Here is a 17,199-nt window from a genome sequence, read left to right as displayed (position 1 = left end):
ATAACTACCTTTGAACTAGAACTAATTGACTATTAGTCGTATACAAAAATAAGTAACTGTTTGGCACCTAAGAAAAGTATAATATATAATCATCTGATTAAGATGATTTTTGCAATGATATTTTGCATTAATTTAAGTCCAGCCTATGGACAACTTAATTTGAAAATCGGGTACAATCTTGATTATAGTGCCTATTCAGGTAATAATGAAATTTTATCGAGTTACAATACTGCTAATCCTACTTTAGCAGATCCCTTTAAAGATTTGCATTTTTTCAACGGCCTTCAGCTTGGTTTGCGATTGCGAGGTGAATACGTGGGAATGGATTTCACTTGGGAAAGATCCTCCGCAAAGAAATTCGCTAATGGAATTGATGTAAATGAAGTTCTTGTTTCAAAAGAACTTGATTACACGGCAAATAAATTTGCATTAGGACTAGAAAGCTACAACAAATACTTCGGAATTGGGGCCAATGTTTACTGGGAAAAATTGAATATAGCTAGCCCAATTGAAAATTTTGAATCTTCGGTCCGTGTGTTTAACAATGATCGATTAGGAAATCGGGTATATCTGATTCTTGTCGCTCCTGGATCTGATAGATTATCCATTAGTCTTCAGCCATATATCTCTATTCCTTGGTCACATTATAATTTAGGAAGCCTAGCTCAAAATTTAGGTGTAAGCACGAAAAATGGTGCCATTCAAGAGAATCTGCACTTTGGTTTCAGCATCGTTTTTTATAACGGGCCACAGAATGACTAGCCCATAGCTTCTGCTATGCAGCTAATCTTATCTTTCCATGAAAACTTAATGATTACTTCTTTTTTAATAGTTCAGACGATTAAATGCTCGCTTAGAGCTTCTTAATCTTTATCTCTCTGAACCATATCGGGCTATCGTGATCTTGCAATCCGATATATCCAGTTTTATACTTTCCATAGTCTTTGACATTCTTCCACTTCCCTTTCATTTTTCTTTCTTGCCAATCTTCTGACCAAGGAACAAATTCAACCGTTTTCTGTCCATTTAAAAAATAAGTTGCCTTTTCTGGCGTGAATATTATTCTAGTGGTGTTCCACTCCCCTGCAGGTTTTACTTTTTTAATAGATTCATCTGCTGAGTACATGGCATAATCGGCACCCGTTTTTTGCCAGTCTGCAAGCTTAGCATTGTTAATTTCTTCCCATTTTAAGTCATCTAATAATTGATACTCTGGGCTAACTTCTGGTGGACCACCATATCCTTCTTTTAAATGATAAAAGACACCACTATTTCCTCCTTCAGGGATTTTCCATTCTAAATAGAGTTCGAAATTATCAAATTCTTCTTTCCCATAAATTAGATCTCCACCTCCTCTTTTATCGGCTTCTAATCTTTTTTCAGTATCAAATGTCAATTCTCCATCTTTAATCACCCACTGAGCTGAAAGCTCCTGGGAATTATAATTCCTCCATCCATCTAGAGAAGTTCCGTCAAATAAATATATCCATTCTGAATCAGCGGTATCTGACTTACCATCAACTTTGCTTGATAGGTCCGAGGTACTTTTGCAGGAAAAAATAAGGAATAGACTAAAAATAAATATGATGTGTCGCATGTATAAGTTTTTTTTAAAATTCGGTTTAAATATAAAGAAAAGACGCTCTTATTAAACCAAAACACTTAAAATCTTACAGCCTTATTTGAATTATATATAAAAAAGAACATTAAGAACCTACAATAGGCTTTTCAAAATTAAATGCAAAGCTGAAACAACCTAATCATAGGCTCCTATCCGTTGATTCTTATCTGAATTTCTAACATTTATCACTTTATTTTAAAAAAAATGAATTCCGGGGTAACATTATTTTCGGATTTGAATACATATAGCTATCACCGACACACGATGATAACCTAGCAAATTATAATGCCATAAAACCAAATGGGGTGCGGAAGAGATTCCGGCCTCATTTTTTTTTACCTGAAGATTTCAAAAATCCTTAAAGATCCATTACTCCTGCTATCCTTAGCAAAGACATGTTTTCAACAAATAAACATTTCAACTTAAATATTAACCAAGAAAGAGATGCATTCAAGTCATTTTTTGGTCAAGACAAGAATCCCCTTAAAATAACCCATCTTAAAAATTCCTTTCTCCAACAGAAAGATTAATTTTGCTTTTTGATCTATCATAAAACTATACTTGATGATTTTTTTCTTTGAGCGCACACCTGAAAAATTATACTTAGTCCAATCTGAGTCATTGATTAACCCCGAAGACCAGAAGAAATTAGAATGGTTATTCGGAAATGCTCGCCTTTTAGATGAAAAAGTCCTCAAGGGTGATTTTATTGGGCCTCGAGCTAACATGATCACTCCGTGGTCTACAAATGCTGTAGAAATCACACAAAACATGCTGATTGCTGGCATTCAGCGCATAGAATCATTTGAAAAAATGAATGATGATAATGCCAATTTTGATCCGATGTTATCTCAAAAATTCCACGAATTAAATCAAGAAGTTTTCGATGTAAATATCTCTCCAGAGCCTATTCAATACATCGAAGATATTGCAGCATACAATGATCAAGAAGGATTATCACTTAGCAGTGATGAAGTTTCCTATCTAGAAGATCTAGCTGCTCGATTAGATCGAAAATTAAGTGATTCAGAAGTTTTCGGTTTTTCTCAAGTTAATAGCGAGCATTGCCGACATAAAATATTTAATGGAACGTTTGTTATTGATGGCGAAGAAATGCCAAGTTCTCTTTTCAAATTGATAAAGAAAACGGCCAAAGAAAATCCAAACGAGATCGTCTCTGCTTATAAAGATAATGTTGCATTCGTCAATGGGCCTACCATTAATCAATTCGCACCTGCTAAACCAAACGAACCTTCTTTCTACGAATTGAAACCCTTCGAATCTGTTCTTTCAGTTAAAGCTGAAACACATAATTTCCCTACGACCGTAGAACCATTCAATGGTGCAGCTACTGGATCTGGTGGTGAAATAAGAGATCGATTGGCTGGTGGTAAAGGTTCTATTCCTTTAGCAGGAACCGCAGTTTACATGACTGCTTATTCTCGACTGAACGACGAACGACCTTGGGAAAAAGCAATGCCTGAAAGAAAATGGTTGTACCAAAGTCCGATCGAAATATTAATCAAAGCATCAAATGGTGCTTCTGATTTCGGTAATAAATTCGGACAACCCCTAATTGCTGGTTCGGTTTTCACTTTCGAACACGAAGAAAATGGAATTGCTCAAGCATACGATAAAGTGATCATGCAAGCTGGAGGAATTGGTTACGGAAAGAAAAGTCAAGCCTTAAAGGATACACCGAAGAAAGGTGACCAGATCGTTATTCTAGGAGGAGATAATTATAGAATAGGAATGGGTGGTGCAGCAGTTTCATCTGCGGACACAGGTGCTTTCGAAAGTGGAATAGAATTAAATGCCGTTCAGCGATCTAATCCTGAAATGCAAAAAAGAGCAGCGAACACCATTCGGGCATTAGTCGAAGCGAATGAGAATCCGATCGTGTCCATTCATGATCATGGAGCAGGAGGGCACTTGAATTGTTTATCTGAATTAGTAGAAGAGACTGGTGGTGAGATAACCATTGAGCATTTACCCATCGGTGATAAAACGCTTTCATTTAAAGAAATTATAGGAAATGAATCTCAAGAAAGAATGGGACTCGTCATTGGCGAAAAAGATCTAGGCTTATTAAAAGAGATTGCAGATAGAGAAAGATCACCGATGTATAATGTAGGTGTTGTCACTGGCGATGATCACTTTACCTTTAAGTCTGATAAGACTGGAGAGAAACCTATGGATCTAGAGCTATCTGACATGTTCGGAAGTTCACCGAAAACGATTATGAACGATCGAAAACTAGATCGTAAATATGAGGAAATCACTTATGATAAAGATAAGATCCATGATTATTTAAGCCAAGTATTAAAGCTTGAAGCGGTAGCTTGTAAGGACTGGCTAACGAACAAAGTGGATCGATGTGTCGGCGGAAAAGTAGCTAAGCAACAATGTGTAGGACCATTGCAACTCCCACTTAACAATGTAGGTGTAATGGCATTAGATTTCGAAGGAAAAGAAGGACTAGCTACTTCTATCGGTCACGCACCTGTTCAGACCTTAATCGATGCTGAAAAAGGTGCTCAAACAGCAATCCTAGAATCTCTATCGAACCTTGTCTGGGCACCGCTAGAAAAAGGTGTTAAATCTATTTCTCTTTCTGCGAATTGGATGTGGCCATGCAGAAATGAAGGCGAAGATGCTAGACTTTATGAAGCAGTCAAAGCCGTTTCTGACTATGCGATAGACTTAGGAATCAATATTCCTACAGGGAAAGATTCATTGTCTATGGCACAAAAGTATCCAGGCAAAACCATCACCGCTCCTGGAACAGTTATCATCTCTGCAGCTGGACAATGCAGCGACATCAATCGCATCGTAGAACCACTTCTGAAAATAAGTGATGCAGCGATATATTACCTTCCTCTTGCTGGAATGGATTTTGAATTAGGTGGAAGTTCTCTCGGGCAGGTATTGAATAAAATTGGAACACAAATACCGAACATCGTAAGTGGACAACAATTAGCTAATATATTCGATACGATTCAAGAGGCGATTAAGTCAGATTTGATTTTGGCTGGGCATGATGTGTCATCTGGAGGATTAATTACGACTTTACTTGAAATGTGTTTTTCTACGAATAAGGTAGGAGCAAGTATCGATCTATGGTCACTAGAGGCAGATGATATGGTGAAAGCTCTCTTTTCAGAGCAACCTGCTTTAGTCATACAGGCGGAGAAAGGATTTGAAAAGCTACTACAAAAAGAAAATATACTTTTTTATAATATAGGTCAATGTATTAAAAGCCAGAATGTTACGGTTAATAATCTAACCTTCGACATTGCGAAATACAGAGATGAATGGTATGAGACTTCTTACCTTTTAGATCAAAATCAGACTGCTGGAAATTTAGCGAAAGCAAGAATTGACAATTATAAAGAACAAGCATTAAACTATACTTTTCCAAGTGGATTCACAGGATCTATTCCTTCTCACAAAAACATTGACCAAAAACCTATTGCTGCCATTCTAAGGGAGAAAGGTAGTAATTCAGAGCGGGAAATGGCCAATGCCTTGTTTCAAGCTGGATTTCAAGTTAGAGATGTGCATATGACAGATCTAATTACTGGAAGAGAAACGCTCGAAGATGTTCAGTTTTTAGGAGCAGTCGGTGGGTTTTCGAATAGTGATGTACTCGGGTCCGCTAAAGGATGGGCAGGTGCATTTCTTTATAATCCAAAAGCGAAAAAAGCACTCGAAAACTTTTTCAAAAGAGAAGATACCTTGTCCGTTGGAATTTGTAACGGTTGCCAATTATTCTTAGAGCTTGACTTGATCAATCCGGAACATACTCAGTTAGCCAAGATGGATTATAATGACTCACGCAAACACGAAAGTGCATTTACTTCCGTTACGATCCAGAAAAACAAGTCCGTGATGTTGTCGAACCTAGAAGGATGTACTTTAGGTGTATGGATTTCACATGGTGAAGGTAAGTTTAACTTACCGATGAATGAAGCAGATTACGACATCGTTGCTAAATATGGCTATGATGCATATCCTTCGAATCCTAATGGTAGTGCTTATAATACGGCTATGATTTGTAGCGCTGATGGAAGACATCTTGCGACCATGCCACACATAGAAAGATCATTTTATCCTTGGAACTGGGCATATTATGATGACAATAGAAATGATGAAGTTTCACCTTGGGCACTTGCATTTGTAAATGCATATGAATATATTAAGGAAAATGCATAGTTCAGAAACGTCTGGTGGTGGCAAAAACATTAGCTACAATCTAGGCAATTCATTTAATATTTAATTGTAATTACGTACATTGAGCGTAAATGAAAACCTCTAAAAATGGAAGAATTAGACCAACAGCTATTGGCTAAATTTATAGTAGAAGCACTAGCTGAGGATGTAGGAGACGGAGATCATACTTCATTAGCATGTATTCCATCAGGAAATCGTAATACTGCAGAATTAATTGTAAAGGATGTAGGTGTCTTAGCAGGCGTGGAAATAGCGAAAAGAATTTTCAATTATGTAGATCCAGATAGCACCGTTACGGTATTTATCGAAGACGGGACAGATGTAGATGTGAAAGATGTCGCTTTCGAAGTAGAATGCAATTCTAGAGCTCTATTAAAAGCAGAGCGATTGGTCCTTAATACCATGCAACGTATGAGTGGGATCGCTACCTTGAGTAGTAGATTCGCCGTAGAGGTTGAAGATATGCCAGTAAAAATTCTGGATACTCGAAAAACAACACCACTTCTAAGATTCTTAGAAAAATATGCCGTTCGAATCGGTGGATGCTATAATTACCGTGATGGATTGTACGACTGGATCATGATAAAAGACAATCATATAGACGCATGTGGAAGCATTACAGCTGCTGTAGAACACGTTAATACTTACTTAAAGGAAAACGAGCTAGAGTTAGGTATTACGGTAGAAGTAAGAAATTTAGTGGAGTTACATGAAGTTCTAAATGTTGGAAACATTACCAGAATCATGTTAGATAATTTTGAACTACCATTATTAGAAGAAGCAGTAAAAGTGATCGATGGCCGATTTCAGGTAGAAGCATCAGGTGGGGTAACATTACAGACTGTTCGAAAGATTGCTGAAACAGGTGTTCATTATATCTCTTCAGGAGCGCTAACCCATTCAGCTGGTTCATTAGACCTTTCATTGAAAATTAAAAAGTAGAAAGAAAAATATAACATAAATAAAGAACCCGATGTGCTTGTAAAAGGACATCGGGTTTTTTTCTACTCCGAAAGTTCGTTTAATTCTATATGACACTTAAAAAACATACGAATTTCTAAACCATATTTCGGGCTAACTTAATTTGGCTGAATTAAGTACCTATACTGAAGGCATCAGGAGGGGTATGTCGAAATGAGGAAACTGAAGAGTATGACTAAAAAAACCATAGCAATCCAAAACCTCATGTCTTTGTAAAAAAGATCCTTATCCTTCTGCAACATCTTAAATATAATAATTGGTTATTAAAATTATCTGTACAACCACCTAAAAGGCAAAAACGGTGCCATCAGAATTAATTGTAATATGTCTTACATCCTAAAAAATGACGGTATCTAGACATTACTTTTACATTACAAAAGTCCACTTTCATTACCCTTACGAAACGAGTACTTTTTATATTACGAATTATCGTCACTTGAGAAAAATAATTATATCAAAGCTAAAGGAAAGGGTTAGTAAGAAATGACTACATCACAACTTTTGCCGTTTTTCCCTTTCCAGGAGGAAAGGTTCAATGTATCCAGTTACATAATTTTTAACGCCACATTTATTACCACCTAGGCGGACTGATGAAGCTATAGTGAAATTGACCTAATTATATAGATGCCTCGCTGATCGCTTTATTGATTTTCCTAACCATTGCTGGGCCTTCATATATTAAACCTGAATAAACCTGAACTAGACTTGCGCCTGCTTCTAATTTTTCAATGGCATCTTTAGGAGTCTGTATTCCTCCAACTCCGATGATCGGAATTTTTCCTTGAGTCTTTTCACTGATATACCTTATGATATCAGTAGACCTATTTTTTAGCGGCTTACCACTTAGACCTCCATTTCCTATTTCATCTATCCTTTGCTGAGAGGTTTTTAATTTCGATTTGTCTATGGTTGTGTTATTGACAATCAGCCCATCGAGTTTTGTCGTCTCTGCAATTTCAATGATATCATCCAGTTGGGAGTCTGTTAAATCTGGGGCAATCTTAAGAAGTAGTGGTTTTCTATTCGGCTTTGCATCATTCAGAGCTTGTAGCGTTGTTATTAATGCGGTCAATGGGGCTTTCTCTTGCAGTTCTCTAAGTCCTGGAGTGTTCGGTGAGCTAACATTGACCACGAAGTAATCTACAAAATCAAACAACGCGATAAATGAAATGACATAGTCATCTGTAGCATTCTCATTCGGGGTCACTTTATTCTTTCCAATGTTTCCTCCAATGATAAAATTCGAAGAGCTATTTTTCCGAAGTCGTTCGACTAATGCTTCTACACCTTCGTTGTTAAAACCCATTCTGTTAATCAGCGCTTCATCTTCAGGAAGCCTAAAGAGTCTTGGTTTCGGATTTCCATCTTGGCCTTTAGGAGTAACGGTACCAATTTCTATAAAGCCAAAACCCAGATGAGACATAGCATTAAAATACTTACCATCTTTATCAAATCCAGCAGCTAGACCAACAGGATTCTTGAATTTCAGTCCAAAAACTTCACGAGTAAGATTTGACTCTTTCGATTCATACAGCGATTTAAAAATGGACTTGCCACCTGGTATGGCTAGCGCAAATTTCAGTAACTTAACGGTAAGGTGGTGTGCTTTTTCAGGATCTAACTTGAATAGCAGAGGTTTCAATAATATTTTGTACACGCTGATGAATTTCCAGCAAAAATAGAAAACCTAGATCACTAGCTTGTCATTTCACTACGCAATTTTTCCATATCTCTGATTAACAGTCTTTTTCTGTTAAATGTTAACAGGTTTTTAGTTCTTAATTCATTCAGAACTGTGGTTACTGTTTGTCGAGAAGTTGCAGTAAGATTAGCAATTTCTTGGTGTGTAATAAATTTTCGAACAACTCTCTCGAATCCGACTCTCTCTCCTTTCTTGTTAGCAAGATCTAGCAAAAATTCGATGATTCTTGTTCTTGAATCTTTAAATACTAGTGATTCCAATCGTTGTTCCATTTCTAAAACTCTAGAACCCATGATTTTCATCATAAACATACTTAAAGAAGAATGATCCCTAATAAGTGATGTCATTTCGCTACTGCTAATCGCACAAACGGTGGTTTCTTCCATTGCAAATGCAAAATCTCTTCTCGTATCCTCCCCTACTAACGATAATTCTCCGAAAACTTCACCTTTATTAAGAATGGCTTTTGTAATTTCTTTACCTGAATCACTATAGTTCCCAATTTTCACTCGCCCTTTAGTCATAAAAAAAATCTTATCTGAGCTCTGATCTGGCAAGTAAATGTACTCTCCTTTTTTGAAAACTTTTTGATCGTGTTCTTCTAGAGCGTTACCTAATTTTTCAGGACAAAAAATCCCTGTAACGTCTATATTTTCTAAATACCAAATTGAATTGTCCATAACTAAAGTCCTGTTCGTCTGTTGTCTTCTTTGTATTAACGTATCTACCATGCGAATTGTTTGAAAAATTTAAATAGGTTAAAATGAAAATGCTCTTTTACACCATCAAGGTATTTGGTAAAGGCTTAAATAAAGTCGATCCATTGCTATGAATTTCTAATTCGATTAGCACTTTAATGTAAAAACAAAGTCCCTTATTTCTTTATAGGTTTCTTAATGCAAACCTTCTGAAATTGACGATGCTTTAACGAGATCTACTTAATAGTCCACTAACAGTCATGTATGTGACGATTAAGAAAATCACTTCCCCTAAAAAAAATATTTATTCACTATCTGGTTTCAGGTCAAATTTCTTAACCAAATCTGCAACCAAAGGATTGATTTGAACTAATTTTTCAAATTTATCGTGTGCTCCAAGAATTTTTGGTTTTTCGATTCTGTTGAAATCCGGGAATTGATCGATATCTACGACGACGTTAATAGCTAGATCATTCACATTAAAATTCACCCTAATCCGCTCTATCAATGCCACTTCTTGCAATACGGTTTCCCTAGCAATCTGCGATGGGACAACTGCGTATACCGAATGATCTTTAAAACTGACGATTGAATTTTTCAGACTGGATGCAGTCGCTTGAGATTCTACATTGTCAATGTAGTCTTTCCAAAGCGCTGTAAGATTCTCATCTGTCATTTCCTCACCAGCATCTGCATTTCTTGCTTCTTCCTCAGCAACTTGCTTTACTAATTCCTCTAGTGAATTAATTCTAGGAAGCTTTTTGAGAGGTGTCGCTTTTTTAGCGGGAACAGAAACGGTTTTCTGAACTTCTTTCTCAGTAGGAATTTTCTGAGTATAAGATTGTGGAGCAGCTGTTTTATTCGCTGTTCTTAGTTCTAATTTAGGTTGTTCTGCAGCTAATTTCGAAAGGTCTATCGCTCTATTGATCTTAGCCATTTTGCACAATGCAATTTCCGTATGCAAATTTTTATTCTTCGCTTTCGGGAAATTGATATCACATTGATTAGCGATGTTCATCGCAGTAAGTAAGAAATCAGCACTAAGCAATTTCGCTTGTGTGATGTATTTTGTTTTTAACTGATCACTTAAGTCTAAGAGTGACATCGTAGATTCTTCCTTAGCTACTAATAGGTTTCTAAAGTGTCCTGCTAATCCATTAATGAAATGATCAGGATCAAACCCTCTTCTAATGATATCACTAAACTGTAGCAAAATCGAACCTATATCCTCCGTCATCAGAGCGTCGACGACATTAAAGAATACATCGTAGTCAAGAATATTCAAGCTTTCTACCACTTGCTTATAGGAAATAGTATCTCCTGTACTTGCAATTCTATCAAAAATAGATAAAGCGTCTCTCATTGCTCCATCAGCCTTCTGAGCGATGATGTGCAAACCCTCTACTTCATATTCCCTTCCTTCTGCCTCAGCAATTATTTTTAATTGAGCGACCATGTCAGAAGTTTGGATTCTTTTAAAATCGAAAACCTGACATCGGGATAGAATAGTAGGAATTATCTTGTGTTTCTCTGTCGTCGCTAATATAAATATTGCATATGGTGGCGGCTCTTCTAATGTTTTCAGAAATGCATTAAATGCACTGGTAGATAACATGTGAACCTCATCAATGATGAATATTTTGTATTGACCTTGCTGTGGTTGAAATCTTACTTGCTCGATTAATGTTCGAATATTCTCAACACTATTGTTCGAAGCCGCATCTAATTCAATGATGTTAAAAGAGGCATTGTCATTAAAAGCCTTACAAGATGAACACTCATTACATGCGGTATGAGCGTTCGGCTTATTTTCACAATTAAGGACTTTCGCCATGATCCTAGCGCAGGAAGTTTTCCCGACACCACGAGGACCACAGAATAAAAAAGCATGCGCAATTTTATCTGAGTCTAATGCCTTTTGTAAAGTCGAAGAGACGTGGGACTGCCCTAGTACTTCATCGAATTGTTGAGGTCTGTATTTTCTAGCGGAAACAATGTAACTCATAGATGGCGAAGATAAAGTTTAGAGTACAAAGTTTTTAGTTTTTAGATTTTTGTTTTTTGTTTTGTCTTAATACTTTATCCGAATTACTTTCTGTACAAGACTTAAAAGTAAAATAATTACTTTTGAATTCTAATTAATGAAAATATGAAAATTACACTGGCACAATTGAATTTCCACATTGGGAATTTCGAAGGGAATGTAGGCAAGATGTTAAAAGCAATCGACCAAGCAAAAATCGATGGAAGCGATATCATCTGTTTTCCAGAACTATCAGTAACTGGATATCCGCCAAGAGATTTTCTAGAATTTGATGATTTCATAGTCCAAGTGGAACATGCAGTGGATCAATTAAGAGAGGCGAGTGAAGGAATTGCTGTTATCGTAGGCGCACCCTCTCGAAATCCAGTGATAGAAGGAAAAGACCTATTTAATTCGGCTTACTTTCTATATGACAAAAAAGTAAAACACATTTACAATAAAGCACTTCTTCCTACCTATGACATCTTTGATGAATACAGGTATTTCGAGCCTGCTTCTAATTTTGACTTGATAGAATTCAAGGGGAAAAAGATTGCGCTGACTATCTGTGAAGATATCTGGAACATTGGCAATGAAAATCCTTTGTATACAGTTTGCCCGATGGATGAGATGATCGGAAAGAAACCAGACTTCATGATCAATATTTCAGCTTCCCCATTCAGTTATGATCATGCAGAAGAACGCATCCATGTTCTGAAAGCGAATGTAGAACGCTATGGTCTTCCGATTTTCTATGTTAACCAGATCGGAGCACAGACAGAAGTTATCTTCGATGGTGGATCTGTTGTGATGTCTCCTTCAGGCAATGTCTATGAGGAGCTGCCATATTTTGTAGAAAGTATCAAGTCCTATGAACTAGAAGATGTCATCGCAGATAAGCAAAATATTCTTCAGGAGAAGAATAAAATCCAAGAAATACACGATGCAATCATACTGGGAATTAAAGACTATTTTGGAAAACTAGGATTTACAAAAGCAATTCTGGGATTATCGGGTGGCATCGATTCTGCAGTTAGTTGCGCACTTGCTGTGAAAGCTCTCGGAAAAGAAAATGTGAGAGGTGTCTTAATGCCTTCTGAGTTTAGTTCTGGTCACTCTGTGGATGATGCGCGAGCACTTGCTGAAAACTTGGGAATTAGGTATGATATTATTCCGATCAAAGATCCATATGAAACATTTCTAAAACTACTGAATCCATTATTCGACGGCAAGCCGTTCAATGTTGCAGAAGAGAATATTCAAGCAAGATGTCGTGGACTACTACTTATGGCATTGTCTAATAAGCATGGGAATATCTTATTAAATACAAGTAATAAAAGTGAAAATGCCGTAGGATATGGAACACTATATGGCGACTTAGCTGGTGGCTTATCTGTGATCGGTGATGTGTATAAAACGGATGTCTTTCTTCTAAGTGAATACATTAATAAAGATGAAGAGGTTATTCCGAGAAACACGATTACAAAACCGCCATCTGCCGAACTTCGACCGAATCAAAAAGACTCTGACAGTCTTCCTGATTATGATATCCTTGATGAGATCTTAACCTTATACATTGAAAATCAAATGGGCCCCAAAGAGATCATTGCGAAAGGCCATGATGAAAAATTGGTTCGAAGGATACTAAGATTAGTGAATATTAATGAATTCAAAAGATATCAAACTGCACCTGCATTAAGAGTATCATCGAAAGCATTCGGGATGGGACGGAGAATGCCGATCGTAGGAAAGTATTTGGCGTAATTCCTTATTAGGTTTGAAGTCGGAAAGTCTTGAAGTCCTTAGTCTTTAGTCTTATGACTTATGACTTAAGACTAAAGACTAAAGACTAAGGACTTAAGACTAAAGGCCTAAGATCGAATCCTCGACCCAGCCTTGATCATCATCCCATTCAAAAACCATTGGTATATAAAAATTCCTCCGAAGGCAATGATCATTACAATTTCATTATCCGTTATCAACTTAACAAAAAAGCCTAGCAATCCTGCGATCAATATAACTATAGTGAAATAAACCGTTTTCTTTTTATTCTCCTTCGTCGGTGGAGAATACATCGTGCCCAGTGGTATCATCAATGCAACAAAAAACAACGCAAACAAACTCAAACTTTCGGGTGCTGCAATTAAACTAATCAAGAAGAATACAATTGCAAGTAATAAAGACAGCCCTACTAGTTTCGCACTTCTCTTGTCGTACTTGTCCAGCAGCAACTTCCCATATTTGTTCGTCAATAAGTATAAATTCATCAACGGCTGTATAATCCAAGTACTTAGAAATATTGCTACAATGATGTATACAATCGGCATTAAAAAAGTAGCTAGCTCTGGATTCTTATCCGCTGTCCGTTGCAGGAACCTCAAGAGCAAGTATGCTCCGATCATAATTCCCCACATCTGACTAGAACTCAATCGAGACATCAGCAATTGGTACTTATAAAACATTTTATACGGCCAGAATTTAGACTTCAGCGCTTCTTTTAACCCATATTGCGCTAGGTCATTATTCGGATTCTTGGCAAGAGCATCTTTGAATCGCTCTAGTGCCTCGTTAACTTTTCCTTCGTTCAGCAGCTGTTGTCCATGATTAGCAATCGTCCAATCGTTATTCGGATCATGCTGTAATGCTTCATTTATACTGACATTAGCATCTTGCTTTCTACCTAGAATTCCAGAAGCACTTGTTCGCAGATTCAAGGCTTGCAGATTCTCTGGATCTATGGCTAGGGACTTGTCCGCAAAGAATAAAGCCTTATCATAATTTCTTTGGTTAAATTTTATAGTCGCCATTAAATTATAGAATTCCGGTTCTTCTGGATTTCTTGCGATTAACAATTCAACTTTTTCTTCCGCTTTATCTAAGAAATTACCTGCTATATCTATCCTAGCTGACAACGCTAGATACTCAGGATCTTCAGGGTTCTCACTTATTAACTGTTCTAGTATTGGCCTTGCTTCTTCTAATTTGTTCTGCGTGAAATAAACTACACAAAGCATATATTGACCTCTTTCATTAGCTGGATACTGCTGCAAAAATTGGATCAATAAAGTTTCCGCCTCAGCAAATCGCTGCTGCGAAAATAATAGTTCAAGCCTAGCTGTTAATTGACCTTCCGTCATTTAAGATATTTAAGTATGTCGTTATATAGACCAGATTGATTTGCGAATAATGCATAATTCTTTGCTGTCGTAAACCAATCCACAGTAGATGGCTTGTGATTCTTCGCCGCAGCAACTAAATCTTTAGTACTAATCGGCTCAGGAATCCCCGTTTCCATTGCTTTTTCAAGCTTCGACTCTATGGCAATATCTATCATCGCATCGATATCTGCACCAGAATAATCTTTCGTATGCTTAATCACTGCTTTGTAATCGATCTTCTCTACAGGTTTTTCCTTCAATTTCAATTTCAGAATTTCGATTTTACTTTCATCGTCTGGTGGCGGAACAAAAATAATCCGATCGAATCTTCCTGGTCTTCTAAATGCAGAATCCAAGTGCCAAGGTGTATTCGTCGCCCCAATAATTAAAATGCCATCATTATTTGCTTCCAGACCATCTAATTCTGCCAGAAATTGGTTGATAATATTCTTCCCAGCTGACTGCCGCAAATCAGAACGTTTCGCCCCTAGTGCATCTATCTCATCAATAAACATCACACATGGCGTATGTGCTCTTGCGATTTCGAAAATATCATGTAAGTTTTTCTCCGAATTCCCAATGAACATATCCAGAATATCATTCAGAGAAACATTGATAAAATTAGCATCTATTTCTCCTGCAGTTGCCTTTGCAATAAATGTTTTCCCACACCCTGGAGGTCCATAAAGCAATAATCCTCCGCCTACTTTTTTCCCATATTGAGCATATAACTCTTTATGTTCTAGAGGCTTTATAATTTTTAGGTCAATTTCTTTCTTCACTTTTGCCATTCCACCTACATCTGCAAATCCCATTTTAGGCTTTTGCAAAAAGTGGCTATCAGTATACTCATCCTCTAAGTAATCCAGTTTCATTCTGAAAGCGTCATCTAATTCATCGTCGAATAAATCAGGATCATAATCCAAGACCTCTTCGTAGATTTCTTTCGCTTTTGCCATATCTTTCTCACTAAAGTATGCTTTAGCAAGGACCAACTTACTCTTCGGACTTAACTGGCCTTTATCTTGTAATTCCTCACATAAAATAATGCAAGCTGATAGTTTATTTGTAGCGTAGTAGTGCTGAGCTAACAAGTTTTTAGCTTCTTTATTATTCGGATCATGCTTTAGTAATTCATTCAACTGACCAGAAAGTAATTCTGTATATTCTTTATTATCCTTAATCTTTCTAATCAAGAGTAATCGAATATAGGTGTTCTCAGGACTTGCTTTGACTGCTTGTAGCAGTTCATCTATCTCTTCTTTCATTCTCTAATTTTAAATCATAACAATCTAAATCTAATTTAAATTGACCAAGAAGGCAAATTTCGATAAACTAATTGACTTTCTATATGAATTGTGACCAAAATTAACACCAAATAACGAGTAAAAACTTGATTACCATTCTACTTAAGTAGGAATCTTCCTCATCTGCTTCCTTAGATAAAAATAGGTAATTGATGCCGCACCGATATCCGCAATAGGGAATGAATACCATATTCCATTGACCCCAAAAATAGGAGGTAGAATCAAAATTAATGGTATTAAGAAAAATCCTTGTTTGGTCAATGTTAGCAGTAAGGCAGGCAGTGCTTTCCCGATGGCTTGAAAATATGCACTACCGATTAAGCCTAGCGCAATCAAAGGTGTTGCGAGAAAAGCAATCCTAAGTGCAGGAATAGCAATTTCTATTAATTCTTGATCTGTAGTAAATATTTTAACGATCGATGGCGCAAAAATCATGATACAGGTGAAAATGATCACGGCAATAATCGATGCTGTTTTGATAGAAATATTGACGGTTTCTTTTAATCTGCCCCAAAACTTCGCACCATAATTATAACCCGCAATAGGCATGAATCCTTGAGTAATTCCTATGACAGGAAAGTTAGCAAACATCATCATCCTATTCAGAATTCCATATGCCGATAAAGCAAGTGCACCTCCTGTATTAAATAACGCATTGTTCAATATAATTGCTAAAACACTTATCGTCCCTTGACGTGCTAAAGTAACTGAACCGATGGCTGAAATCTCTTTGATGATACCCCAGTTAGGTGCTAAGCTTCTTATACTTAGATTCAATTCCGATTTCCCAAATAGGAAAAACCACAACGTAAATATGGCACTAGCTATATAACCGATTACCGTCGCCCAAGCTGCACCTGCCATTCCCCATTCGTAATATCCAATAAATAATGGATCCAGTATCAGGTTCATTACTGCTGGTACGATCATCGTCACCATGGCCACTTTGGGAAACCCTTCCGCCCGTATGACGTTATTAGCCATCATGGCCCATGATAAAAAGGGTACACCAAATAGCACGATATGAAAATATTCTTTAGCTGGCTGCAAAACTTCTCCCTTTCCTCCGAAAGCATTAAGAATCTCCTCTTCGAATACAAACCCAACCACCATAAAAGTGATCGCTAAAACCAGTGTTAATAACACTTGATTTCCGAAAGTGGTCAATGCCTTTTTGTTCTCATCATTCCCTAAGGCCCTTGACAAAACGGAAGACCCACCAATCCCAACTGCCATTCCGAAACTTGAAATCAGAAAGGTGATCGGGAAAACAACCGTCACACCTGCTATTCCATTAGATCCCACCCATCTCCCTACGAAAATGGTATCTACAATACCGTAGATCGACATAATCAAAATACCAATAGAGGCAGGAATAGCTTGCTGACGTAATAAATTTATAATAGGTTCCGTCCCAAATGAAGTGGACTTATTCGGCTTAATACTCAAATGTTATTGTTTAGTGAAATATGCTTA

Annotated in this window: 11 protein-coding genes; 4 read left to right on the top strand and 7 right to left on the bottom strand. The window is 37.0% G+C overall.

Annotated elements, in window-relative coordinates; all coding sequences use genetic code 11:
• The first annotated feature begins 114 nt into the window (after window positions 1-114).
• A complete protein-coding gene (locus L2586_RS00435) occupies window positions 115-762 on the top strand; it encodes a hypothetical protein (protein ID WP_235290782.1) in 648 nt (215 codons plus the stop codon).
• Window positions 763-853: 91 nt separating this feature from the next.
• Here the strand turns inward: L2586_RS00435 and L2586_RS00430 are convergent, their stop codons facing one another.
• Window positions 854-1,597, bottom strand: a complete 744-nt coding sequence (locus L2586_RS00430) for a 3-keto-disaccharide hydrolase (RefSeq protein ID WP_235290781.1) — start codon at window positions 1,595-1,597, stop codon at window positions 854-856.
• A 588-nt stretch (window positions 1,598-2,185) separates the two neighbouring features.
• On the opposite strand from L2586_RS00430, the gene purL reads away from it, so the two are divergent.
• Together purL and nadC are read left to right on the top strand one after the other, a co-directional pair.
• Window positions 2,186-5,836 (top strand): phosphoribosylformylglycinamidine synthase, encoded by a 3,651-nt coding sequence (gene purL, locus L2586_RS00425; protein WP_235290780.1) that lies wholly within the window; start codon window positions 2,186-2,188, stop codon window positions 5,834-5,836.
• 105 nt (window positions 5,837-5,941) lie between these two features.
• A complete protein-coding gene (nadC, locus tag L2586_RS00420; protein ID WP_235290779.1) occupies window positions 5,942-6,796 on the top strand; it encodes a carboxylating nicotinate-nucleotide diphosphorylase in 855 nt (284 codons plus the stop codon).
• A 655-nt stretch (window positions 6,797-7,451) separates the two neighbouring features.
• Here nadC and L2586_RS00415 read toward each other — a convergent pair.
• The 3 genes from L2586_RS00415 to dnaX form a co-directional block, all read right to left on the bottom strand.
• Complete coding sequence (locus L2586_RS00415; RefSeq protein WP_235290778.1) at window positions 7,452-8,492, bottom strand: quinone-dependent dihydroorotate dehydrogenase; 1,041 nt, start codon at window positions 8,490-8,492, stop codon at window positions 7,452-7,454.
• A gap of 38 nt (window positions 8,493-8,530) precedes the next feature.
• The gene (locus tag L2586_RS00410) at window positions 8,531-9,268 is read right to left on the bottom strand and encodes a Crp/Fnr family transcriptional regulator (protein WP_235290777.1); all 738 of its coding nucleotides are present in this window, start codon (window positions 9,266-9,268) and stop codon (window positions 8,531-8,533) included.
• A gap of 271 nt (window positions 9,269-9,539) precedes the next feature.
• Window positions 9,540-11,240 (bottom strand): DNA polymerase III subunit gamma/tau, encoded by a 1,701-nt coding sequence (gene dnaX, locus L2586_RS00405; RefSeq protein WP_235290776.1) that lies wholly within the window; start codon window positions 11,238-11,240, stop codon window positions 9,540-9,542.
• A 144-nt stretch (window positions 11,241-11,384) separates the two neighbouring features.
• On the opposite strand from dnaX, the gene L2586_RS00400 reads away from it, so the two are divergent.
• Entirely contained in the window at window positions 11,385-13,022 is a 1,638-nt protein-coding gene (locus L2586_RS00400; RefSeq protein ID WP_235290775.1) for an NAD+ synthase, read from the top strand.
• A 107-nt stretch (window positions 13,023-13,129) separates the two neighbouring features.
• On the opposite strand, the gene L2586_RS00395 is transcribed toward L2586_RS00400, so the two are convergent.
• The 3 genes from L2586_RS00395 to L2586_RS00385 all read right to left on the bottom strand — a co-directional run bounded on the left by L2586_RS00395 (window position 13,130) and on the right by L2586_RS00385 (window position 17,172).
• On the bottom strand, window positions 13,130-14,395 hold the full coding sequence (locus tag L2586_RS00395) for a tetratricopeptide repeat protein (RefSeq protein WP_235290774.1): 1,266 nt from the start codon (window positions 14,393-14,395) through the stop codon (window positions 13,130-13,132).
• Window positions 14,392-15,684: an ATP-binding protein gene (locus L2586_RS00390; protein WP_235290773.1), complete on the bottom strand. Its 1,293-nt coding sequence runs from the start codon at window positions 15,682-15,684 to the stop codon at window positions 14,392-14,394. The genes L2586_RS00395 and L2586_RS00390 overlap by 4 nt, the downstream gene beginning before the upstream one ends.
• 141 nt (window positions 15,685-15,825) lie before the next feature.
• Window positions 15,826-17,172 (bottom strand): MATE family efflux transporter, encoded by a 1,347-nt coding sequence (locus tag L2586_RS00385; RefSeq protein WP_235290772.1) that lies wholly within the window; start codon window positions 17,170-17,172, stop codon window positions 15,826-15,828.
• Window positions 17,173-17,199 lie beyond the last annotated feature (27 nt).

This window comes from Portibacter lacus, from assembly GCF_021533215.1.
In the GTDB taxonomy this organism is placed as follows: Bacteria; Bacteroidota; Bacteroidia; order Chitinophagales; family Saprospiraceae; genus Portibacter; species Portibacter lacus.
This window is presented reverse-complemented; position numbering and strand designations above follow the sequence as displayed.

Coding starts and splice junctions, on each gene's coding strand:
- L2586_RS00435 (WP_235290782.1), top strand. CDS start 115: ATGATATTTTGCATTAATTTAAGTCCAGCCTATGGACAACTTAATTTG.
- nadC (WP_235290779.1), top strand. CDS start 5,942: ATGGAAGAATTAGACCAACAGCTATTGGCTAAATTTATAGTAGAAGCA.
- dnaX (WP_235290776.1), bottom strand. CDS start 11,240: ATGAGTTACATTGTTTCCGCTAGAAAATACAGACCTCAACAATTCGAT.
- L2586_RS00430 (WP_235290781.1), bottom strand. CDS start 1,597: ATGCGACACATCATATTTATTTTTAGTCTATTCCTTATTTTTTCCTGC.
- L2586_RS00395 (WP_235290774.1), bottom strand. CDS start 14,395: ATGACGGAAGGTCAATTAACAGCTAGGCTTGAACTATTATTTTCGCAG.
- L2586_RS00410 (WP_235290777.1), bottom strand. CDS start 9,268: ATGGTAGATACGTTAATACAAAGAAGACAACAGACGAACAGGACTTTA.
- L2586_RS00390 (WP_235290773.1), bottom strand. CDS start 15,684: ATGAAAGAAGAGATAGATGAACTGCTACAAGCAGTCAAAGCAAGTCCT.
- L2586_RS00400 (WP_235290775.1), top strand. CDS start 11,385: ATGAAAATTACACTGGCACAATTGAATTTCCACATTGGGAATTTCGAA.
- purL (WP_235290780.1), top strand. CDS start 2,186: ATGATTTTTTTCTTTGAGCGCACACCTGAAAAATTATACTTAGTCCAA.